A 25464-nucleotide genomic window follows, 5' to 3' on the forward strand; every position below is an offset into this window, starting at 1 on the left:
TTAGTCTTGTTTTATAAATTCCATGTTATAATTTGTAGTTGCAATTTCCATTAATGCTTTATAAATGTAGTCGCTTACTTGTTTCTCTCCAGTAATATTTATCAATTCTAAAGTATCTTCTGGTGTATGGTATTGGGGATGTCCACCTGTGTGTAATCCTAAAACGGAAATGTTTTTTTTATAAAATGATACATGATCTGATCCGCCAACAGAACCAGCATGCACAATCGGATTTAAACCTAAAGATTCCCCTAGATTTTGCATAAAACTTACGCCGTTAGGAAATGTACCAGCACCACCCATGTATATATGTTTTTCGGTATTTAATCTTCCTATCATGTCCATGTTTATCATCAATTTTATTTGAGAAATAGGAATTGGTAAATTATTTACAAAATATTCACTCCCTAATAAACCTTGTTCTTCTGCACCAAATGCAATAAAAATAATACTACGTTTTAGGTTTTGTTGATTTGCTACTATTTTTTCTGAAATTTCTAGTAAAGCAGCAGTTCCACTAGCGTTGTCATCTGCGCCATAATGGATTTTATTTTTTTTATCAGATTTTGAAGACGGTCCACCCAAACCTAAATGATCGTAATGTGCACCTAAAATGATATACTCATTTTTAAGAATAGGATCTTTGCCTTCTATAAAACCAACTACGTTTGAGGTCTTTACAAGTGGTTGTTCTGGAGTCCCTTTTTTTACACGTAAGCGTACTTTAAATTTTTGTAGGTATCTTTTATTAAAAGAAAGAAGCCCTTGTTTTTTGAACTCTTTCTGTAAATACTTCACTACTCTTTTAGTTGCTTTTGTACCCGGATAACGACCTGCATTTTTTTCTGAAGCTAGGAACTCTATATGTTTCTTAAGTTCTTTTTCTGTAATCTCATCTTGCGAAAAAGCATTGAAGCCAAGTAGTATAAAGACAAAAAGTAAAAGTGTTTTTTTCATAATTATTTCAGTTGATTTGTTGTTTTAAATTGTGTTTTTATCTGCTATTGTAATTTAATAACTATTGTTTATTTTAAAGAATTATAATATATCTTTAAATGAACTTTATTGTTTCTTATCAGAACACTTAAACATATCGATTATTTTAAAATTTGACCAAATACAAATCTACAAATTATTATGTTACACATAATTTAATTGTTCTTTTACGATGTTCAGATAAGGAAAATTGTATCCGTTTTTTTCTTTCGTATTTCTGATTGACGCTTATATAATAGATTCTACTTTATGTTTACTTAAATATTCATTAACGCCTATTTCTTGAGCTTCATTTTTAAAATCCATCGGATTTTTTTTGAATTGTTTTTTAAAGCATTTAGAAAAGTATTTAGGATCATTAAATCCTGTCATAAAAGCAGTTTCAGAAACGGTATATCCTAATTTTGTAATTAATATTGCTGCCTTTTTTAAACGAAGTATTCTAACAAAATCTACCAAACTATGGCCTGTTAGCGCATGGCATTTTCTATAAAGACTAGAGTATCCCATGTTTAATGAAACGGCTAATTCTTCCATTTTAAATTTAGAATCTTCAAATCTTAAATTGATATTGGCAACCAAGTTCTCAAGAAAAATTTCGTCTTGAGATTTCTTTAATGAGACTTCGGGTCTAGTAATAACTTCCTTTCTGTATTTAGAAATAATATGCTCTTTAGAAATAAGAATATTCTGTATTTTAAGAAGCAGTTCATTTGTGTTAAATGGTTTATTAATATACTCTATTGCCCCAGATTTTAGACCTAGTATTTTAGAGTTGGTAGAGTTTTTTGCGGTTAGTAAAATAACGGGAATATGTTTTGTAAGATGCTCTTCTTGTAGTTTTTTACACATGGCAATACCATCTAAATCTGGCATCATAATATCACTTAAAATAATATCTGGAATATTACTTTTTGCGTAATAATAACCTTCACTACCATTTTCAGCTAAAATAATATTGTACTGGTTTTGTAAAAGATCTTTTAAAAGTTGCTGTAAATCTAAGTTGTCTTCTACAATTAAAACTGTTTTTTTAAAGGCATCATCTTCATTTTTTCGTTCTACTTGAGCAGTTAAATCTTCAACTTTAATTTGGGTTGCTTTGTCTTCTGTATCTGATATAATTCTTTCGAGATCTGTATATGCTTCTTTATTTATAGGAAAAGTAATTGTAAATGTTGTACCGATTACTGCCGAAGATTCTACTTCAATTTTTCCTTTATGCAAATCGATTAATTCTTTTGTAAGCGCTAGTCCAATACCAGAGCCTTTGTTCTTTTTACTGGTGTTAGATTGATAAAATAATTCGAAAATGGTGTTTAACTCTTCTTTAGAAACTCCAGAACCAGAATCTACAACAGAGATTTTTATCATTTTTTTAGAATTAATAGGCAATACTGTTACTTGTATGTTACCTTCTTTTGGTGTAAATTTAAAAGCATTTGATAGTAAATTATAAATGATATGTTCTATTTTTTCTTTGTCATACCATGCTTCCGTTAAATTTTTAGGACAGTTAATAGCAAAGTCTATATTTTTTTTTCTCGAGAGTTCTTTAAACGATTGGGTAATTTCTTCAATATTTGTATGTAAATTATTCTTAGTAACATTTAATCTTAATTTATCTAACTCTTTGTTTCTAACTAGGGTTAATTCATAGGCTATTTTAGAAAGGCGATTGGTGTTGTATGCAATAATATTAAGACGTTGTTTTAATAGTAGATTGCCATTCTTTTTGGCATTATTTATCATGTCTTCTATAGGGCCTAAAATTAAGGTGATAGGCGTTTGTATTTCATGAGACATTTTTGCGAAAAAGTTCATTTTTAATTGATGCAACTCGATTTCTTTTTTATTATTTATTTTCTCAAACAATAATTTCTTTTTCAATTTGTACCAATGTCTAATCGTATAAACAATTAAAGATAGAAAGCATAGATACAATATCCAAGCAATTGGCTTGTTCCAAAAAGGTTGTTCAATAGTAATTTCTATACTTTTTGTAGGAATGTCCCAAGTATCATTTTTTGTACCTGCTTTCACTTCAAATGTATAATTACCAGAAGGGATGTTTGTATAGGTTGCCAAGCGTTCTTGATGGCTAATTATCCAGTTTTTATCAAAACCTTTTAAGCGATACGCATAATAATGTTTAGGGTTTAGTATGTTTTGTAAAGCTGCAAATCGAAAAGAAAAAGAAGATTGATTATATTTTAGGTTTAACGATTTTACATGCGGGATACTACTTTTTATTTGTTCTGGTAGCAAAACCTCTGCAGATTGATTTAGCACTTCTATGGTGTTTATTTGTAACGTAGGCTTTGTGTATTTTTTTTCTAAACTCTCTGGATAAAAATAATTAAACCCTTTTAAGTTTCCAAAATATAACATGCCCGAATAATCTTTAAAAGCACTTCTAAACATAAATTTATTGTCTTGAAGACCATCTGAAACGGAATAAGTGACAGTAGTACTATCTTTAGCATTAAAATTGACAATACCATTGCTTGAGCTAATCCATAAATTGTCATTACCTGCGTTTATTACAGCTGTTAAGTATCTATTCGTAAAAGGTTTTACATGATTAAACATTTCGAATGAATTTTTTCTAGTGTCGTATTTTAATAACTTCCCTAAATCATTAATTAGCCATAGTGTATTAAAAGCACCAACGGCAATACATTTAACACTATTTATCCTGTCTAATTCAGCATTTAATATAGAATGGTCTATAAAGGTCGAAGCATTTAAACTATTAAGGTTTTCATTAAACTGAAACAACCCTCCAAGAGAAACACCCAGCCATATAGTACCGTTTTGTTCTTCTGTAATAGTCTCTGTAATTGTACCTTTTAGTCCGTTTGTGCTATGCTCAAAAGAAGCTAAAAGTTTTAATTCATCTGAATAAATATTTAAACAAGTATTAGAAGCTACCCAAACTCTACCTTTACTATCTGTATAAACCTCTCTAACATCAGAAGCTTTTTGATTTTTAGCATTTACTATAGGTATTTGTTTAAATGTATCTTTCTTAGAATCATAAAACCATAATCCCTTTTTATAAGTTCCAAACCAAAAATTACCATTATTGTCTTCTGTAATCGCTTGTATGTAAAAGCCTTTGTGAGTCGTGAAATTGTTGAAAAATTGCTGTTCATTGGTACTTCCATCTGTATTAAAAGTTATTTTTGTTAATCCAGAACCATCTGTACCCGCCCATAAGACATCATTAGAACCTTTGTAAATACTTAAAATTCTTTGTGGTGTTTTGTTTTCTGAACCTTCATGGTATTTAATATTATTATGAGCATTTGGTAAAATATTTAAATCTCCATAATTAGGGGCAATCCAAATATTCTTATGACTATCTTCATTGATATCTAAGATGGTGTTGCTACTTAATGAAAAGTTGTTTTGTGGTTGGTTTGTATATAAAAAAACTTCTCCAGTAGTTAAACTCACTTTATATAACCCACCTCCATCAGTTCCTCCCCATAAATAGCCATTACTATCACAAAATAAATCTAGAAATAATTCACTTCTTATATTATATGTATTTCCAGTGAAAAAAGTGTCTTGAATAAATTTTTTAGAGGCAATGTCATACAGAAAAAGACCCTGTGTCTCTGTACCAATCCATAATCTATTGTGTGTGTCGGTTATCAGTTTTAAGTCTTCATGGTAATTATTAAAAGGAGCAACAAGCGATTCTATTTCTTTTGAGTTTATGCTGTACATAAAAACATGTCCATCTCCGGTACTTACAAAAAGTTTATTAGACTTAGATATTGCTATGGTTATAACTTTATTGGTTTTATTTTTTAATTCAGGAATGTTTGTAATCCTTTCAAATTTAGAATTTGCATAAAAAAATAGTTCACCCTTACTTGTAGCTAGCCATAGTTTTTTATTTTTCGAAGTAATGGCACTCACTTCCTTGTTATTCAGTAAAAGTGTTAAGTTTTCAAAAACACCGTTTGAATTACTATATCTCGCTAACAATCCGTTGCTTGAAAGAACCCATATATCATTCGCATCATCAATTATAATATCTCTTATAGGAGCAAAAATTTCATTCTTCGGAAATATTTTTTGATTGGGTATCAGTTTATAATTATATCCATCGTACTTATAAATACTTCCACCTTGAACCATCCAAATATTACCGGCAGCATCTTGTATCGATTTACCTATCGCAATTGGCCTATTGTCTATAGAAGGAGATAAGTGCGTAAAGCTTACATGCTGCTGTGCTTTTGTTAAAGAAATGAATCCAATGAGACTGCATACTATAACTAGTTGTAATTTAAGTTTACACATAAGATAAAATTTGATTGTCTATAATCATTTAATCGAATAGATAAAGATGATATTTTTTTGTAAAAAATAGGTTAAGAAGCATTTGTAAATATATTAATAAAAAAAATTGAAGACACTTTATATATTGTAGTAAAATAGGTGTTTTAACGAGTTTTTCGTCAAAAAGGAGTACTATTTAAGCATAAATTAAATTACATCTAAAATTGCATAAAATGTCTACTATATATTGTAGATGAAGTAGCACATTTGAAGAATAACAATATTTTAACAAAAAAATAACTTGTAGTAAAATGGGTTCAAGAAGAGATTTCGTAAAGCGTACAGCTGCTGTAGGGGCGGGTTTATCTATATTTCCAAATTTATCATTTGGATCGGTATTAGGAGACTCTAGTCAAAAATTAAAAATGGCCTTTATAGGAGTAGGCTATAGAGGTTGTAGTCATTTAAACAATGCACTACTTCGAAAAGATACTGAAGTCACTGCAATCTGCGATACAGATCCTGCAAGAATAAAGGTTGCATTAAAAATGATTGCAGATGCAGGTTTTAAAAAACCAGAAGTATTTGATAAGTCTGAACTCGATTATAAAAACTTATTAGCATCAAAAGATGTAGCTGCAGTAGTTATTTCTACACCTTGGCTTTGGCACACAAGAATGGCAGTAGATGCTATGAAAGCAGGAAAATATACCGGTTTAGAGGTTTCTGCAGCAAATACTTTAGAAGAATGTTGGGATTTGGTAAATACACATGAAGAAACAGGTACACACCTAATGATTCTTGAAAATGTAAATTATCGAAGAGATGTTTTAGCTGTATTAAATATGGTCAAACAAAATGTTCTTGGTGAGTTGGTTCACTTTAGATGTGGGTATCAGCATGATTTACGTGGTGTGAAGTTTAATGGTACATCTGGAGCAGAGTTTGGTGAGAAAGGGATTTCTGAAGCAAAATGGAGAACACAACATTCTTTATTAAGAAATGCAGATGTATACCCAACACATGGTGTAGGGCCAATAGCTGCTATGTGCGATATCAATAGAGGAAATCGTTTTATGTCTCTAACATCACATGCATCTAAAGGAATTGGCTTGCATAATTATGTTGTTGATAAAGGAGGTAAAGACCATCCGAATGCGAAACTAAAATTTAAGCAAGGAGATGTTATTACAACTACCGTAGAAACTACCAACGGAGAAACCATAATTATAACGCACGATTGTAATTTACCAAGACCTTATTCTTTAGGTTTTAGGGTGCAAGGAGCTAATGGTTTGTGGGAAGTTGATGGTAATAGAATGTATGTAGAAGGTACTTCTAAACCTCACCAATGGGACAAGGCAGATGAATGGTTAGAGAAATATGATCATCCCTTGTGGAAAAAATATGGAAAACTAGCTACAGGAGCAGGTCATGGAGGTATGGATTTTTTTGTAATGAATTCTTTTGTAGAATCTGCTAAAGAAAATATTGCACCACCTATGGATGCTTATGATGCTGCTGCTTGGAGTGCTATTACACCACTTTCTGAAGCTTCTATAGAAAATAATGGAGAACCTCAAGATTTTCCAGATTTTACAAGAGGCATGTGGTTGAAAAGAAAGCCTTACAATTGGATGAAGGAAACTTATTAATCAATCTTTTTTGATTTTAAATGAATAATACTATTTCCGTTGAATTTATGGATTTTAATTCGGTGAGTTTTGTTTTTAGAAGCTTCAATATTTTCAACATTTTTTTTAATACTAATCAATAACTCAACTTAAAACTTATGAAAAAACAATTATTTGTCTTATTCTTTTCAATGTTATTAACATCCGTTATAGCACAAGAAAAAGAATTTACCATTAAAGGTGTAATTATAGATGGGGCTTATGATCAGCCAATACCAGGAGCAAGTATCATGGAGAAAGGAACTAAAAACGGTGTCGTTTCTGATTTTGATGGAAATTTTAAGTTATCTGTTAAAAATAAAAATGCAACAATTATTATTTCTTACATGGGGTATGTGACTGTTGAGGTTGCAGTAAATAATCGTTCTCAAATAAATGTAAGTTTAGAAGGAGCTTTTACTAGTTTAGATGAAATTATAGTGGTTGGCTACGGTACGCAAAAAAAGGTAAACCTTACGGGTTCTGTTGCTTCTGTAGATGGGGACATGTTAGAAAGTAGGTCAATAACAAGTGTTTCTGCAGGACTTTCGGGTTTATTGCCAGGGGTATCTGTAAATCAATCTTCAGGTATGCCGGGAGCTGATGGAGGTACAATTAGAATTCGTGGTACGGGCACTTTAAACCAAGCTTCTCCTATGGTTTTAATAGATGGTGCTGAGGGGTCTTTGAGTGATGTGCAAGCAAACGACATTGCGAGTATTTCTGTACTGAAAGACGCTGCATCAGCAGCTATTTATGGTTCGAAAGCTGCAAATGGTGTGATTTTAATTACAACTAAATCAGGTAAAACAGGAGAGCCTGTAATTAGTTTTATGAGTGATATAGGATGGCAGTCTCCAACGAGATTACCTGATTATTTAGGATCTTATGATTATGGCTCTCTATACAACGAGGCTTTAGTAAATAGCGGAAAACCACCTAAGTTTAGTGATAACGATTTAGAACTATTTAGAAACGGCACTGATCCGTTTGGTCATCCAAATACAGATTGGCAAAACCTCTTATATAGTGGGTCAGGATTTGTTAACACTAATAATTTAGGTATATCTGGAGGTTCGGAATTTACTAAATATCGTGCTTCTATTAATCATCAAAAACAAAATGGTATAATTAAACATACTGGAAAAGATGAATACAATGTAAGGCTTAATCTAACTGTTACTCCAAAAAAATGGCTTACCACAAATATGAATTTATCATATACACAAATGGATCGTGAATCGCCAAACAATGCGTACGTAGGTGGTGGAGTTGATCAAATAATAAGACAAACAAATAGAATAGCACCTTGGATACCTTATAAAAATGAAGACGGAACCTATGGAACGATCTCAGACGGTAATCCGATTGCATGGCTTGATATGGGGCCGCAAATCAATTATCAACGTAAAACATTTGTGGGGATAGGTTCAGTTCAAGTTGATTTATTTGAAGGTTTCAATGTGAAAGCTTTAGTATCTCATAGAAATGTGGAATCTGACAATTCAGAAATGAATAAAGAGATTCAGTATAATCCATCAAAATACCACGGTCCTACAAAGTTAACAGAAGACCTAAGTACAAGTACCCGAAATACATTTGATTTGACAGCAAACTACAATAAGACGTTCTACGAAAGACATAATTTAGGTGTTTTGGCTGGGTATCATACTGAATCATACAATTATAAGAGAACAACAGCGTATCGTGAAAATTTTCCAAACACAGAACTACCTAATTTAAATGCTGGATCTACCAACGGTATGAAAAACACCGGATATACACGTGAGTTAAATATGGTGTCATGGTTTGGTCGTGTCAATTATGATTATATGGGAAGATATTTGTTTGAAGCAAATGTAAGAGCCGATGCTTCTTCGCGTTTTGCTAAAGATAATAGAGTGGGAGTGTTTCCTTCTTTTTCTGCGGGTTGGCGTATATCTGAAGAATCTTTTTTTGAAGGTTTTAAAAATACGATGAATGATTTGAAAGTTAGGGTTTCATGGGGACAACTAGGTAATCAGGATGCATTAGATGATTACTATCCTACCATTCCAACATTGGGCCTTGGAATAGATTATCCTTTTAATAGTGAAATCAATTCTGGAGCAGCCGTGACAAATGCAAAAAATGCGAGATTAATTTGGGAGAAAACAACGAGTTATGGCTTAGGTATAGATACTCGATTATTTAGAAAAATAGATGTCACTATTGATTTATATAAAAAACTGACTGAAGGTATAATTATGAAGGTGCCTGCTCCCAATGAATTTGCTTTAAATAATTTTTTTGATAATGTTGGGCAATTAGAAAATAAAGGGATTGAAGTAAGTCTTAATTATTCAGATAGATTTGGAGAATTTGATTTCGGATTTGGTGGAAATATAGCCTTTAATAAAAATGAGTTAGTACAATTAGCCGATACAGATCAAGTAATTAATGGGCGTAAAATACGACAATTAGGTGAATCCTTAGATTCTTGGTATGGTTACAAAACAGATGGTTTGTACCAAAGTCAAGAAGATATAGACTCTTATGCAACTAATACTATTTATGGTAATCAAATTCAACCAGGAGATTTACGTTATGTGGATGTTACTGGAGATGGTAAGGTTGATGCAGATGACCGTGTATTACTGGGTAATTCTATGCCTGATTTAATTTTCGGATTCAATTTTAGCTTAGGTTATAAAAATTTTGATTTCCTAGCACTTTTTCAAGGAGCGGCAGGTGGTTATGGTTATATGGATTTTGATGCCGTGGGTGCAGTAAATGGTGATGGTCAAAAACCATCAGCAATTTGGTTGGATCGTTGGACCCCAGAAAACACTAATACTAGTGTGCCTCGACTTATTGCAGGAATAAATGGACCTAGTATGCCTCAAAATTCTACAACGAGCTACTGGTTAAGAAGTACAGATTATCTAAGAATGAAGAATCTTCAAATTGGGTATAATATTCCGTCAGAAATATTGGAGAATTGGAAGATTTCACGTCTTAGAGTTTATTATAGTTCTCAAAACTTATTCACACTAACGTCTTATCTTAAAGGGTGGGATCCAGAAGCACCATCGGGACGTGGTAGTAGTTACCCCGTTGTTGCGACAAACTCAATTGGAGTTAATTTAACTTTTTAATTTATAATATAAGATGAAAAAAATAATATATTTATTAGTTATAGTTTTTATATTCAATGCTTGCAGCGAATCTTTTTTAGAAACAGCACCTAATGATGCTCTTTCTCCTTCTACTTTTTGGAAAAGCAAAAAAGATTTAGATTTGGCTTTAACAGGTTGTTATAGCGGTTTTGAAGATGGAGGTTCAATTATGTATCGTGATTGTGGCTCTGATAATGCATACAATAACTTCCCTTGGGAAGGATGGACAAATATAGGAAATGGTAAGATGTCGCCAGCAGACCCAGGTGCTAATTACTACGGTTTTGGTACTATTAACAGATGTAATGAATTTCTTGCAAATGCAGACAATGCAACAGCAGTACCTGAAGGTGATAGAGAAATTTATAAGGCTCAAGCGCGCTTTATTCGTGCATATAATTATTATACTTTGACAATAAACTATGGAGATGTACCTTTAATTGTAGAAAACTTTGCTACTCCAGAAGAAGCTAAAGTACCAAGGGACTCGCAAGAGGTAATACGCACATTTATTGAAGATGAATTAAAGTCTGTGATTGGCACTCTACCGGAATCTTATTCTGGAGCAGAATATGGAAAAGCTACAAAAGGAGCTGCTCAAGCGTTACTTATGCGTTATTATCTTTATTTTAAAGACTATAAAAATGCATTAATAACTGCAAACAGTATTAGTGGTTATTCTTTGAACCCTACATTTGAAGGACTCTTTGATCCGGCTAATGAGCAAAATAGTGAAATAATTTTATCGGTACAACACACTCCAGATCTTTATGCAATAGGTTTTACTCCCTTTTTACCGAATGGAATTGGTGGTTGGTCTTCAGTAGTACCAACACAGTCACTGGTTGACGCTTTCGGAATGCTAGACGGAAAAACGATTCAAGAAGCAGAAAGTGATGGGGAATACAATCCAACAAATCCTTATGTAAATAGAGATCCTAGATTAAGAGCTTCTATCGTTTATTCTGGTCAAGAGTTTGGAAGTAAAGTCTATCGTTCAGTTGAAGAAGAAAGTAATGATTATTTTAACAAAGCAGATAATGCATCTAAAACTGGATATAATTTTAAAAAATATACGGCGTTTATGGAGTTAGACCCAGGTGCTGCATATTGGAATATGGGTAATGATATCTTTATATTTAGATATGCAGAAGTACTTCTAACAATTGCAGAAGCAAAGTTAGAATTGGGACAAATAGACAACGAACTTTATAAGGCTTTAGATGATGTACGTTTGAGAGCTGGTATTGCCCCGGTAGACAGGGTGAAATACGCTAATGAATCAAACCTAAGGAAGCTGATAAGAAATGAACGTAGAGTTGAATTTGCAATGGAAGGTCTTCGTAGAGACGATATTATACGTTGGGATATTGCTTCAGACGTTCTTAATGGTGATTTAATGGGAACAAAAAGAGGAACAGTATTAGGAACAATACAACCAAATGGAGATTATAATGTTTCTTTAACACTACCATCAAATCTAATTGAGAACAGATCTTTTCAAGCTCCTAAAAATAATCTTTTACCAATCCCACAAGGAGCAATTGACAAGAACCCGAACTTGGTGCCTAACAATGTTGGATATTAGGTGATTAAGATCAAATTATAAATAGAAAACAGGTATTTAAAGAGGTAAGTTTTATTTATTTGATTAGTATATCCCGTCAATTTATTTTATTGTTGACGGGATTTATCAATTTTAACATAAAGCTATTCATTACAATTTAAGAGAATAATTGGGTTATTTTTAAATAACAAGCTTATTAAAATAAAGACGAATACGAAGTAATTCGAGTAAATGAGAACCCAGCTTCTTCAGGAGCTGCATAAGTAGAGTTTGCTAAGATTTGTTCTGATATTGCACAAACCGATTTAACTGAGTTTTTTATCGATTGGGGTTTTTAAAAAGTGGTAAATGCTGATTTAGATGATTATGGTCAAGGAAATATTAATGTTACACAGACAATGGTAGATTACGCAATTGCTTCTATACAATCTAAAGGATACCCCAAACCAGAGATGAAGTTGCAATTTCTATATGAACAAAGCATCGGTACCTGGCAATACAAGAACAATTTCAGGAACAAACAACGCTGCCGTTTATCATCAAGAAAAAGAGGGTGTCGTTGTGCATCTTTCAGCTAGAAATAATTTTATTGTAAGCTCTTTCGATGCTTCATATAAAATATTTGCAGTAGGTTATGATGTCGAGCGTCAAGAAATTTCAATACAATAATTTTCGATTAAAAAATTAATTTTTTGGTAAAAAAAGAAACAAATGATATTAAATAAAACAAAAAAGACACTTTCAGGAATTTCAATAATAATACTATCTGTGTTTATGATGGGGATTGTGTTTTCATGCAAAAATGATAAAAACCCAGATCAAATTGCTGCAACGAAAATCAAACCTCTTTCTTTTGAAATACCAGCAAAGGGAAATAGCTGGGTTACAAATAATGTAGTGTTAAATAATAGAATTATTAGAGATGATGGAATCAGAAATTGGAAAGATTCTGAAACACGAATTAAAACCTATTTTAAAACAGAAAAGACTGGGAAGATTAACTTGATGTTAAAGTTAAAAGGAATAGAAGAATCATCAAAAATTAGAATTTCTTTAGGCAGCGATACCAAAGAAATTACCATAAAAAAAGCCAATAAAAAAGAGGTTTCTATAGGAGAATTTAATATTTCTAAAGCAGGTTATCAAACGATAGAAATTCAAGGATTACAAAAAGATGGTACTGTGTATGCAGATATCGATGCTTTTATTATTGAAGGAGCTGCTACCGCAGCAAATGTTTACTTTATTAAAGAAGATTTTTATTTTGGTAGACGTGGGCCATCAGTACATTTATCTTATGAGTTACCAAAAGAAAAAAAAATAACATATTTTTATAATGAAATTAATGTTCCGGAAGGTGAAGATGTTATTGGCTCTTACTACATGGCAAACGGATTTAAGGATGGTTATTTTGGTATTCAGGTAAATTCAGAAACTGAACGTCGCATTCTTTTTTCAGTTTGGAGTCCTTTTGATACTCAAGACCCGAATGAGATTCCAGATGATCATAAAATTATTTTGTTAGGAAAAGGAGATGGCGTAACATCTGGCGAGTTTGGTAATGAAGGTTCTGGTGGGCAAAGTTATAAAGTGTATAACTGGAAGGCGAGTACTACTTATAAGTTTTTATTAAAAGGAGTTCCAGCTAAAAATAATTCAACAGATTATACAGCTTATTTTTATGCGCCAGAACAAGGTAAGTGGAACTTAATAGCTAGTTTTAGAAGACCGCAAGCCAGTAGGTATTTACAAAACCTGTATTCTTTCTTAGAAAATTTTGAGACGAAAACTGGTTATATTTCGCGAAAAGCAAATTATAATAATCAATGGATATACACTAGCGATAATGAATGGATAGAATTAACAAAGGCTAAGTTTACAGCAGATGCCACTGCAAGAAAAGAATCTAGATGGGATTATGCAGGTGGTGTAGAAGGAAATAAGTTTTTTATGAAAAATTGTGGTTTTTTTAGTGATACTACTCCAATTGATTCTCATTTTACAAGAAAATCAAATGGAGTTGCACCAATTATAGATTTTTCTAAATTGGAAGCTTTAGAGTGAATAAATTTTGATTTGAATTGATTTGTAAGAAACCCTAAAAAAATATTTTTGGGGTTTCTTTATTTTAAAGATGTTTTAGATAAGATGATATTGTCAATTTTATGTTGATTCTTAAATATAGTATATTTAAAATAATTTAATTCTAATCTAACTATTTTAGTGCCTTGCATTTTGTTTTAAAGATTTTGTGTTTCTTCTGGTTTTTGTAATTATAGCGTAAGTTATTTGCTATTTAAGTTTCCTTTTTTTTCGCGTATTTCCTTTTTTTTTTATTTATTAAATATCTGAATTGTATCTACATAAGTTAAAAATTTCTTAATTCTTTTTTTGTTAAGTTAAAAAATTACAATATCATTGCATTATGTACGACATAATACTGATGTGATTTGTCAATTTAATTTTAATAATTTTAAACTGTTTTAGTATGAAAAAAAAAGATTCCAATATCATTTATATGATATTTATTTTGCTTTTTACCTTACCAACGTTAAGTTATGGTCAGGAAAAAACAATTACAGGAACGGTAGTTTCCTTAAGAGATAATATACCTTTTCCTAGTGCCACTGTATTTATTAAGGCAACCAAAAAAGGTACAGCAACAGATTTTGATGGTAAGTATACTATTAAAGTGAAAGTAGGAGACGTGCTAGTATTTAGCTATGTTGGTTATAAAACAACCGAGGTTACCGTTACAAACAAAGTAGTAATTAATGTAGCTTTAGAAGAGTCTAGTGCAATGTTAGATGAGATTGTAATTACTGGTTATGGTAAACAATCGAGATCTAAATTAACAACATCTGTATCTAAATTAGATACAAAAATTTTAGAAAACTCAACAAGATCTAATGCAGCAACAGCCTTACAAGGTACTATTGCTGGTTTAAGAGTAACAAACACTACAGGTCAACCAGGTGCTACACCACAAATTGTTTTACGTGGTGGTACTAATTTTAACGGTACTGGTTCTCCGTTAATCTTAATTGATGGGATTCCAGGTTCTTTTTATGCTTTAAATTCAGATGATATCGAATCTATAGAAGTATTAAAAGATGCAGCAGCAACAGCTATTTATGGGGCAAGATCTGCAGATGGAGTTATTTTAGTAACCACAAAAACCGGTAAAGTAGGAAAGTCGTCTATCAACTATAAATATAAATATAGTATGAATAGCGAAAGGGATGATCAAAAGTATATTGGTGCTGCAGATCATATAAACTACAACAGACAATCGATTGCTTGGTACAGAGAAATTGCTGGTAATAGTGGTGCTTTTGGTGCTTTTTTAAATGGAAGTAATAGTGCAGGACTTGGTAATAATACAACTACCGATCCTTTTACAACACAACTTTTAACGCCTTCAAATCAATATTTATTAAAGCAACCAGGTTGGGCGTCTATTCCAGACGTTTTAGACCCAACACAACAAATTTTATTTTATGACAACCAAGAAGTTGGTGATCGTATTTATCAAACTAGCGAATCAAAAGATCATTATTTATCTTTTGATGGTGGTAATGAGAAAGGGACTTATTATTTAGGTTTAGGTGTTTTAGATAATGATGGTTTGGTTTTAGGTTCTGGTTTTAAAAGATATTCAGGAAAATTTAGTGGTTCTTATGAAGTTGCAAATAATGTAAAAGTAAACTCAAATATTTTATATGCTCACTCTAGCTTAAATAGAAGTCCTTTAGGGGGAGATGATACTGTATTTAGAAGATTTCAAGGGCAAGCATCAACCTCAAGAACTTTTAACTCTAATGCAGATGGTACGTTAACAGATGATTATGCACCAGGGCAAAATCAAAGTTTTGGTAACCCATTATATTACCAAGATAAATTTGTTAGAAAGAATTTAGAACAGCGTTTGTCTGCTTCTGTAGGTGTTAATTGGGAAATTATAGACAATCTAGATGTATCTGTAACTGGTAGTCATTTTACAGTTAATAATCATAATGAAAGTTTTAATAGAGCGTATAGAGTAGGTACTACTGACGGACCATTACGTACAGGACGTGAAGCTTCAGTTAGCTTACAAAGAACATTAAGAAATCAGTTAACAGGTACTTTAAATTATACAAAAAGCGTTGGTAAACATAGTTTTAATGCATTAATTGGAGCAGAGTATTATAAAGACAACTATTTCAGTACATCAGCAGGTACTAGAAACTCTCCTACAGATTTAATTGAAACATTAAACGCAGGGGCTGAAGCAGATGGTATTCCTACTAGTTTTGAATCTGAGTATGTTATTATATCTAACTTTGGTAGATTATTATACGATTATGATAATCGGTATTTATTCGGATTTACCTATAGAAATGATGGGTCATCTCGATTAGGGAATAATAAATTTGGTTTTTTTCCAGGAGTATCTTTTGGATGGAATGCTCATAAAGAAACTTTCTTTGAAGATTCTTCAATTAGTAATGTAGTTACTAAATTAAAACCAAGATTAAGTTATGGTGTAAATGGTAATCTAGAGGTTTTAAGTAATTATGGTGTTTATGGTTCTTACGGAAGTCAGGGTGTTTATAATGGACAAACCGGTTATGCTAACTCATCTTTACCAACCTTAGATTTATTTTGGGAAAAATCAACAACGTTAAATGCAGGTTTAGATGTATCATTTTTAAATGATAGAATCTCAATTATTACAGACATTTACTCAAGAGACATTAAAGATAAATTGGCAAACCTTACTTTGCCATACTACACAGGGTTTAGTGGTATCTTAACAAATAACGGAACCATTAGAAATAGAGGTTTTGAGTTGCAAATTAACGGTGATATTATTAGAAATGATAATTTAACTTGGAATGTAGGTGCTACTTTTACTACTAATAAAAATTATGTAGTAAAACTTCCTGAAAATGACAATGATTTAAACAGACAAGGAGGAACCTTAATTTGGAATGCTGATACTCAATCTGAAGAATGGGTTGGTGGTTACCAAGAAGGGCAAAGATCTGGTGGAGATTTAGTAGTTGCTTTTGAGCAAGCAGGTATATATGCAACACAAGCAGAAGCAGATGCAGATAATGCCATAACAGATGAATACATGCCAGGTGCAAGTAGAAATAAACGTTGGGCAGGAGATGTAAAATGGGTAGATCAAAATAAGGACGGTATCATTAATGGTCTAGATAGAAAAGTGATTGGACGTACTACTCCAGACTTTGTTGGTGGTATTACAACAAATTTAAATTATAAAAACTTTAGTCTATTTGTTAAAACAGATTTTGCGACAGGTCATTTAGTTTGGAATCATGTTAAAAATAAAGGGTACGGACAAACACAAGGTAATTTAGCACAACCTATTGAAGTATTAGATTCTTGGTCTCCTACCAATACAGATACAGATTTACCTCGTTTTGTTTTTGTGAACGGAGCTAAAAATATTTGGAGAGGTAGTGAAGGTAGTGGTAGTCTACAAAATTATGCGAATAATAAATTCTGGGAAAAAGGAAACTATTTAGCATTGCGTGAAATAACAGTAAGTTATAACGTACCAACAGCATATTTTAAAGACGCTATTAAAAGGTTAAGCGTGTACGCAACAGGTACAAACTTGCATTACTTTAAAAGCATGAGTGGAGATACACCAGAAGTAGGTGGTGTGCAATACGGACAATTTCCTGTTCCTAAAACAATTACAATAGGACTTAACCTAACATTTTAAATTTTAAAAAAATGAAGAAGTATTTATATATATTTATTGCTGCATTAACTTTAAGTGCCTGTGAAAGCGAGCTTGAGTTAACAAGCCCTAGCCAGTTAACAACAGCCGGTTTTTGGGATACAGAAGAAGGAGCTAAAACAGCACATACAGGTCTGTTTGCAAATCTAAGGTCATCTGCTAGCACGCTTTGGTTATTAGGGGAGATGAGGAGTGATATTTGGGGAGGACGCACCTATGAGTCGCCTGCTAACGAGTCTTTAATAGAATCTAATATTACAGTTGCTACAGCGCCTTTTGGGGGTTGGGCAGGATTGTACACTAGAATTCATAGAGTAAATGATTTTATAATTAACGTACCCAACATTACTTTTAATGACGCATCAGAAAAGAAGCATTTATTGGGACAAGCTTACGGTTTAAGAGCTTTATACTATTATACATTACTAAAAACTTGGGGAGATGTACCAATTATTTTAGAACCTTTTACAGATGTAGATCCTGCCAATTTAAGTAGAATAAGAACTCCAAAAAAAGATGTAATGGCTTTAATAAAATCAGATTTAGAAGCTTCTTTAACCTCATTTGGTTCAGATGGAAGTTACTGGGAAAGTAGTAAAGTCTTTTGGTCTAAGGCTGCAACTTTAACACTTAAAGGTGAAGTATTCATCTGGTCTGGAAATTTACTTGGCGGTGGCGCTGCAGATTTTACAGTAGCTAAAACAGCATTACAGAAAGTAGCAACTTTAGGTGTAAGTTTAGAGCCTAATATCTCGAATTTATGGGGTGTTCCGAATGAAGGTAACAGTGAGTTTATTTTTGCAATACAATATCAGCAAGATGAAGCAAGTAATTTTTATAATGGTTTAACTGGTAGAAGTACCGAAATTAATCCACAGTTTAATAACGTAGGGGAATCTATGAGTGATTTTGTTATTGCTGGAGCAAATAGATACGGTCAATCTGAAAAAACAATACTATTGTTAGATGATAGTGATGATGCTCGTGGAGATGCAACTTTTATAAAATTATATACAGATGATAATGGAGGAGCTGGTTACCCAACATATAGCGAGCCAACATACTTTGGTTCTATCTTTAAAAAGTTTTTAGGGCAAGTAAATGGTTCTGAACGTATTTTTGAAAACGATGTGCCATTATACAGATATGCAGATGTTGTTTTACTTTTAGCTGAAGCAAAAAATTTATTAGGAGAGGATCCGTCATCAGAAATCAATCAAATTCGTAAAAGAGCTTATGGGGCAAATTATGTAGTTGCTAACCATGCGTATGTAAATGGTTCGCAAGCAGATAATACAGATGCTATTTTAAATGAGCGTTACAAAGAGTTTATCGGAGAAGGAAAAAGATGGTGGGATTTAAGGAGAGCTGGAGATAGCTTTGTAATAGATAACGTTAGCTTTTTATCTGCAGGAGAAGAATATAAGTTAGTATTACCCATAACTAATGACATGATTGGTAGAAACCCTTTGTTAGAACAAACAATTGGTTATACAAATTAATCATTATACAATTCATTTGTTAATTTGAATTAGTTGAAGAGAGAGTTTTAGTTGTAGAACTAAACTCTCTTTTTATGGCTATTAAAAAAAACTAAATATTAAAACAATTAATTTCACTTTATGAAAATAAAAAATTTAATAGCTGCAGCGTATGCACCTATGCATAGTGACGGATCGTTAAACACCGCGAAGATTAAAGACTATAGTCAGTTTTTAATCAATAATAAAATCGCAGGAGTATTTATGAACGGGTCTACAGGAGATTTTGCATCATTATCAACAGAAGAGCGCAAACAAATTACATTGGCTTGGTCTCAAAATAAATCGAAAGATTTGTATTTAATAGATCATGTAGGCCACACAAGTTTAAGGGAAGCAAAAGAATTAGCAATGTATGCAGCCGATAAAATGGATGCTATTGCTGTTTTGGCTCCTTATTACTTTAGATTAAACAAAATAGAAAAATTAGTAGAATATTGTAAAGAAATTGCTGCATGTGCACCAAATATTCCATTCTATTATTATCATATCCCTGTATTATCTGGAGCTAATTTTAATATGCAAGAATTTTTGAAATTAGCAGAAGATGAAATCCCTAATTTAGCGGGGATAAAATTTACCAATAATAATTTAATAGATTATCAGCACAGTAAAAAAGTTGCCAATGATAAGTTTAATATCCTTTTTGGTTATGATGAAATATTTTTAAACAGTTTGCCAATGGGGGCTACAGGTTGGGTTGGTAGCACATACAATCAATTGGCACCATTATATTACAAAATAAAAGAACTTTTTGAAAAAGGAGACATGGCAGCAGCTTCAGAATTACAAGTAAAAGCCATTCGATTTGTAGAAATTTTAGACAGCAAAGGTGGGTTTAATGGTGTTGGAAAAGGTTTTATGAGAGTTTTGGGTATAGATTGTGGCCCAAGTAGATTTCCACATACCACACTAACAGATGCAGATTATAAAATTATTAAAGAAGAATTAGACGCTACTGGTTTAGCAGATTTGTTTAGTAAATAGAATCAGCTTCTAATAGCTAAATTAAATATAAAGCCAACTTTAAATAATTTTAAAGTTGGCTTTTTTTATTGAGAAGATTTATTTAAAAAAGTATTATTAAAATAACGAACTCCTATGTTTTTGCTGATGAGAATTTATTTAGTTTATATTTTAAATAAATTTCCTCTTAGTTATTGATGCACTTTTGTTAATTTCCTGAAGAAACCTTAAGCTTTAACCAAACTTAAAACTCTCTCAAAATGTGGTTCTAGATGGTTTCTCATAGCTTCTCTAAAATCTTCGGCATTCCCGTCTTTTAAAATATTTAATAAATCTCTATGCGATACAAATTTCCCTTTTGAGTACTGAAAGTTTTTTGCACTTTCTGGCATGTCTTCATGTACATAATTAAATACAGGTAACAATAGGTCTTGAAACCTTTGTAGTGTTATGTTGTTTGACATTTGATACAGTTTACTATGAAAAGCAATTTCGTGTTTTAAGCTAAAAATGACGTTGCCATCTTCTTCTTTTTCTATTTTAGAAACGATTTTGTCTAAGTCATTAATATCTTTTTCTGTTTTTCTGGCAAACAATAAATCTGCCATTCCTACTTCTAAAATCAATCTAAGTTCAAAAATATCAACTAAAGCCTCTTCTCCTAATAAGTTATATTCAATGGCTTTTTCAAAATTTTGTATGATATCTGGTTGCGTCAATATCATTCCACTTCGCTTTTTAGATTGAATAACTCCAATTGTCCTCAATCTTAAAAGTGCTTCTCTAATTACGGTTCTACTTACGCCTAATGCTTCAGCAAATTCTAGTTCTTTTGGCAGCGAATCGCCAATCTTTAAATTATTTTCTTTAAAATATTCTTTCAATCTAAGTTCCACTTTATCGACTAACGACAAGTTTTCAAGTGGTTTAATTTTACTAAGTTTTCTTTTCATCTAATTATTTTATTAAAAACATGACATACAAATAGATAATTGTCTATTTTTGTATTATGTCACACATATAAAAGTACACTATTTTAACTTAAGAATAAAAAACCAATATATAAATTTTATTTGAATATGAAATTTTCTAAACATTACAAAGATACATTACTTAAAGATGTTATTCCCTTTTGGGAAAAACATTCAATAGATAACAAGAATGGCGGTTATTTTACGTGTTTAGATGCGCATGGAAATGTATATGATACAGATAAGTTCATCTGGCTTCAAGGACGACAAATCTGGACCTTTTCTATGTTATACAACAAGGTAGAAAAAAACGAAAAATGGCTTGAAATTGCTAAAAATGGTGTAGATTTTTTACGCAAATACGGTATGAATAGTAAAGGCGATTTTTATTTTTCTGTAACAGCAGAAGGTAAACCTTTAGTAGAAGCTTATAATATATTTTCAGATTGTTTTGCTGCAATGGCATTTAGTCAGTATGCAATTGCATCTAGAGATGAAGAGGTAAAAGAACTCGCTAAAAAAACGTATTTCAATATTTTAAGTAGAATTGATAATCCGAAAGGCGTTTATGAGAAAAACACAGATACCAGACAATTAATTGGTTTTTCATTACCAATGATATTATCTAATTTAGTGTTAGAATTAGAAGAAATTTTAGAACCAGAAGAAGTTCAAAAAACGATAGACTATAGCATTCATCAAGTGATGGAAGTGTTTTTGGATAAAAAAACAGGGTTAATTTTTGAAAACGTTTTACCGAACGGAGAACATCATGATAGTTTTAACGGACGTTTGTTAAATCCTGGTCATGGTATTGAAGCCATGTGGTTTATGATAGATATTGGTGTGCGTAAAAATGACCAAGCACTAATCAATAGAGCAACACAAACTATTTTAACTATTTTAGAGTATAGTTGGGATGAAAAATATGGTGGGATTTTCTATTTTATGGATTCAAAAGGGCATCCACCACAACAATTAGAATGGGATCAAAAATTATGGTGGGTTCACTTAGAAACTTTAGTAGCACTGTCAAAAGCGTATGAACAAACAGAAAATCCTGAAATTTTAAAATGGTACACCAAAGTACATGAATATGCGTGGACTCACTTTTCAGATCCAGAAAATGGCGAATGGTTTGGCTATTTAAACCGTCAAGGAGAAGTGTTATTAAATTCAAAAGGGGGAAAATGGAAAGGTTGTTTTCATGTGCCTAGAGCCATGTATCAATGTTGGAAATCTTTTGAAAAAATAGAAGCAAAAAATAATAAATAATTTAATTTTTAAATAATAGTAAGATGATTAAAAACGCAATATTTTTTATGGCAATTGCACTCTTGAGTTCGTGCGGAACGAAAACTTTAGTAGAAGCAAAAGAAGATTTAAATAAACAACCAGAGTTTACAGCTTTGTTTAATTCAGGAATGGAAGAAGGCATTTCTTGTTACAGAATTCCTTCAATTGTTACGGCACCAAATGGCGATTTAATAGCAGCTATTGATCAACGTGTGCCAAATTGTGGCGATTTAAAATGGAGTAAAGACATTAATGTTATCATTCGAAGAAGTAGTGATAATGGTAAAAATTGGACACCAATTGAAATGGTTATTGATTTTCCAGAAGGTAAATCTGCTTCAGATCCATCTATGATTGTTGATGAAGTTACGGGAGATATTTTTATGTTTTACAATTATATGAATTTAGATACCGAAAAAGATATTTACTATTTACACGTAATGAAAAGTTCTGATAACGGAAAAACATGGAGTAAACCAGAAGATATTACTTCACAGATAGCAAAATCAGAATGGAAAAAAGATTTTAAATTTATTACTTCTGGTCGTGGTATTCAAATGCGTTCAGGGAAATTATTACACACCATGGTAAACTTAAATAGCGGTTTGCATTTGTTTGGTAGTGATAATCATGGTAAAACATGGTACTTTATAGATACGCCAGTTTTACCTGCAGATGAGTCTAAAGTTATTCAATTAGCAGATGGTTCTTTAATGATTAATGCACGTGTAAACGGAAAAGGAATGCGTTATGTACACACTTCAAATGACGAAGGAAAAACTTGGGAAACAAACCCAGTACCAGAATTAATAGACCCGGGTTGTAATGCAAGTATTATTCGATACACGTCAAAAGAAGATGGTTTCGATAAAAATAGAATTATTTTCTCGAACGCGAAATCTGTAAAAGGACGTGTAAATATGGCGGTTCGTATTAGTTATGATGAAGGAAAAACATGGAGTGAAGGAAAAACAGTGTATGAGGGGTCTTCTGCATATTCTTCTTTAACTATTTTAGAAAATGGAGAAATCGGTTTGTTTTTTGAAAAGGATGGTTACAAAAAAAATGAATTTACTAGCTTTTCATTAGCTTGGTTAACAGACGGAAAGGATAGTTATAAAAAGGCTGAAAAATAATCATTTTAAATAAAATGAAACTAACATGAGCTATAAGTTTATTTATAAAAATCTATTTCTATTACTTTTTTTTTCAAGTATTAGTTTCGGACAATCGATTAAAGTGGCTTGTGTTGGTAATTCTGTTACCTACGGTGCAGGTATTAAAAATAGAGAATTAAATTCCTATCCACAGCAATTACAAAATTTACTTGGCGACTCTTATCAAGTTGCTAATTTTGGTTTTTCTGGTGCTACATTACTTAAAAACGGACATAAACCGTATTGGGATAAACCAGTATTTAAAAAATCACAAGATTTTAAACCCAATATTGTTATTATTCATTTAGGATTAAATGATCAAGGAAATAATAATTGGCCAAAATATAAAGACGAATTTATCGCTGATTATTTAGAGATGATTTCTGTCTATAAAAATCTACCTTCTAAACCCAAGGTAATTATTTGTAAAATGACACCAACTTTTTCTGGTCATCATTGGTTTGAAGAAGGAATGCGTGAAAACTTTAAAGAAATTCAATCTAAAATTGAAGAAATTGCAAAAAGCGCAAACGTAGAATTGATAGATTTACACGAACCTTTATATCGGTATCCAGAATATTTTCCAGATAATTTACATCCAACAGAAAAAGGAGCTAAGATTATTGCTGAAAAAACCTATAGTGCAATTACTGGCGATTTTGGAGGATTAATTCTACCTAAAATCTATGGAGAAAATATGGTTCTTCAAAGAAATGAACCAATACATTTTAACGGATTTGCTAATTTTAATGATGTGGTTAAAGTTGAATTTAACAATAGAATAAAAACAATAAAAACAGCTCTTAACGGTGAATGGAAACTAGAGTTTCCTTCTATGAAAGCTGGTGGTCCTTATCAATTAAAAATTTTTACAGCTACAAAGTCTATCGTAATAAATAAGGTATATGTTGGTGAGGTTTGGTTGGCTTCAGGGCAGTCTAATATGGATTTTAAAGTCCGTGATATGAAAAATGCTGCAACCGTTTTAAAAGATTCCTTGAATCCAAATGTTTTTGTATTTTCAATGGATCCAAAAGTTTTAGGCGGAAATACATTCACAAAAAAAGAATTCGAAAATATCAATGCAAATGATTATTTTAAATATTCTGGTTGGCACAATGAGAAAGGTGAAGTCTTAGAGAGTTTCTCTGCAATAGCCTATGCTTTTGCGCACAATCTTCAAAAAGAATTAAACGTACCTATTGGTATTATTTGCAATGCAGTTGGTGGTTTGCCAACCCAAAGCTGGGTTAGTAGAGAGCGCATGGAGCAAACGCACGAAACCGTTAGTATGTTAAACGATTCTTGGAAAAATCCATTGATAGATTCTTGGGTTTCTAAACGAAAATCTGAAAATTTTGGAGAGAATAAAAACCTAAAAGGCAGACATCCTTACGATTCCACTATTTTGTTTGATGCAGGAATTTTACCTCTTATAAATTACAATTTTAAGGGCGTTCTTTGGTATCAAGGCGAATCGAATGCAGAACGAGTTGGTTTACATGCGCGATTATTTAAAATGTTGGTGAATGATTGGCGCATTCATTTTAAAAAGCCAGCACTTCCTTTTTATTATGTGCAATTAAGTAGTATCAATCGTCCGAATTGGGGAGCATTTAGAGATTCGCAACGCAAATTATTATCCATTCCAAATACAGGAATGGCGGTATCTCTTGATGTTGGTAATAAAACAGATGTGCATCCGAAAGAAAAATGGATTGTTGGTGAGCGATTATCAAAAATAGCATTAAATAAAAATTATAATTCCAACCCCCCTTTTTCTGGACCACTTTTAGATTTTGTAAACGTTAAAAATAATACGTTGGAAGTCCATTTTAAATACGGAAAAGGTTTAAAAACTTCAGATGAGAAAACTGTTAAAGATATAGAAATAGCAGAAGAAGATAAAGTTTTTGTAAAAGCCAGCACTTTAATTAAAGACAACATACTTACTGTGTGGTCTAAAGAAATTAAAAATCCGAGATATGTACGTTATGGTTATTCGCCATTTACAGAAAGTAATTTAACCAATAAAAGCGGTTTACCTGCATCAACATTTTCGAATATTTTAGATTAATT

14 protein-coding genes are annotated in these 25464 nt (G+C 31.8%); 11 read left to right on the forward strand and 3 right to left on the reverse strand.

Annotation, left to right across the window (positions count from 1 at the left end; genetic code table 11):
• A complete protein-coding gene (locus CW731_RS00410) occupies positions 1–957 on the reverse strand; it encodes a M28 family metallopeptidase (RefSeq protein ID WP_100944849.1) in 957 nt (318 codons plus the stop codon).
• A 267-nt stretch (positions 958–1224) separates the two neighbouring features.
• The gene (locus CW731_RS00415) at positions 1225–5316 is read right to left on the reverse strand and encodes an ATP-binding protein (protein ID WP_100944850.1); all 4092 of its coding nucleotides are present in this window, start codon (positions 5314–5316) and stop codon (positions 1225–1227) included.
• Positions 5317–5606: 290 nt separating this feature from the next.
• On the opposite strand from CW731_RS00415, the gene CW731_RS00420 reads away from it, so the two are divergent.
• From CW731_RS00420 to CW731_RS00455, 8 genes are all read left to right on the forward strand, one after another.
• Entirely contained in the window at positions 5607–6950 is a 1344-nt protein-coding gene (locus tag CW731_RS00420) for a Gfo/Idh/MocA family oxidoreductase (RefSeq protein ID WP_100944851.1), read from the forward strand.
• Between the two features lie 137 nt (positions 6951–7087).
• A complete protein-coding gene (locus CW731_RS00425; RefSeq protein ID WP_100944852.1) occupies positions 7088–10105 on the forward strand; it encodes a TonB-dependent receptor in 3018 nt (1005 codons plus the stop codon).
• 13 nt (positions 10106–10118) lie between these two features.
• Positions 10119–11714: a RagB/SusD family nutrient uptake outer membrane protein gene (locus CW731_RS00430; protein ID WP_100944853.1), complete on the forward strand. Its 1596-nt coding sequence runs from the start codon at positions 10119–10121 to the stop codon at positions 11712–11714.
• A 450-nt stretch (positions 11715–12164) separates the two neighbouring features.
• Positions 12165–12362, forward strand: a complete 198-nt coding sequence (locus CW731_RS00435) for a hypothetical protein (protein WP_100944854.1) — start codon at positions 12165–12167, stop codon at positions 12360–12362.
• 42 nt (positions 12363–12404) lie between these two features.
• Positions 12405–13757 (forward strand): DUF3472 domain-containing protein, encoded by a 1353-nt coding sequence (locus CW731_RS00440; protein WP_100944855.1) that lies wholly within the window; start codon positions 12405–12407, stop codon positions 13755–13757.
• Positions 13758–14181: 424 nt separating this feature from the next.
• Complete coding sequence (locus tag CW731_RS00445; protein ID WP_100944856.1) at positions 14182–17436, forward strand: SusC/RagA family TonB-linked outer membrane protein; 3255 nt, start codon at positions 14182–14184, stop codon at positions 17434–17436.
• Positions 17437–17447: 11 nt separating this feature from the next.
• Positions 17448–18956 (forward strand): RagB/SusD family nutrient uptake outer membrane protein, encoded by a 1509-nt coding sequence (locus CW731_RS00450; protein WP_100944857.1) that lies wholly within the window; start codon positions 17448–17450, stop codon positions 18954–18956.
• A gap of 120 nt (positions 18957–19076) precedes the next feature.
• On the forward strand, positions 19077–19982 hold the full coding sequence (locus CW731_RS00455) for a dihydrodipicolinate synthase family protein (RefSeq protein WP_100944858.1): 906 nt from the start codon (positions 19077–19079) through the stop codon (positions 19980–19982).
• 206 nt (positions 19983–20188) lie between these two features.
• On the opposite strand, the gene CW731_RS00460 is transcribed toward CW731_RS00455, so the two are convergent.
• Positions 20189–20914 carry a FadR/GntR family transcriptional regulator gene (locus CW731_RS00460; protein ID WP_100944859.1) on the reverse strand — a complete coding sequence of 242 codons (726 nt, stop codon included), beginning with the start codon at positions 20912–20914 and terminating at the stop codon, positions 20189–20191.
• Between the two features lie 126 nt (positions 20915–21040).
• Between CW731_RS00460 and CW731_RS00465 the strand changes: the two genes are divergently transcribed.
• The 3 genes from CW731_RS00465 to CW731_RS00475 are packed head-to-tail and all read left to right on the forward strand — an operon-like array spanning position 21041 to position 25462.
• Positions 21041–22207, forward strand: coding sequence for an AGE family epimerase/isomerase (locus tag CW731_RS00465; RefSeq protein WP_100944860.1), 1167 nt, complete (start codon positions 21041–21043; stop codon positions 22205–22207).
• Positions 22208–22230: 23 nt separating this feature from the next.
• Positions 22231–23364, forward strand: a complete 1134-nt coding sequence (locus CW731_RS00470) for an exo-alpha-sialidase (RefSeq protein ID WP_232734697.1) — start codon at positions 22231–22233, stop codon at positions 23362–23364.
• A gap of 25 nt (positions 23365–23389) precedes the next feature.
• Positions 23390–25462: a GDSL-type esterase/lipase family protein gene (locus CW731_RS00475; protein WP_100944861.1), complete on the forward strand. Its 2073-nt coding sequence runs from the start codon at positions 23390–23392 to the stop codon at positions 25460–25462.
• Positions 25463–25464: the final 2 nt, after the last annotated feature.

This window comes from Polaribacter sp. ALD11, assembly GCF_002831685.1.
GTDB lineage: Bacteria > Bacteroidota > Bacteroidia > Flavobacteriales > Flavobacteriaceae > Polaribacter.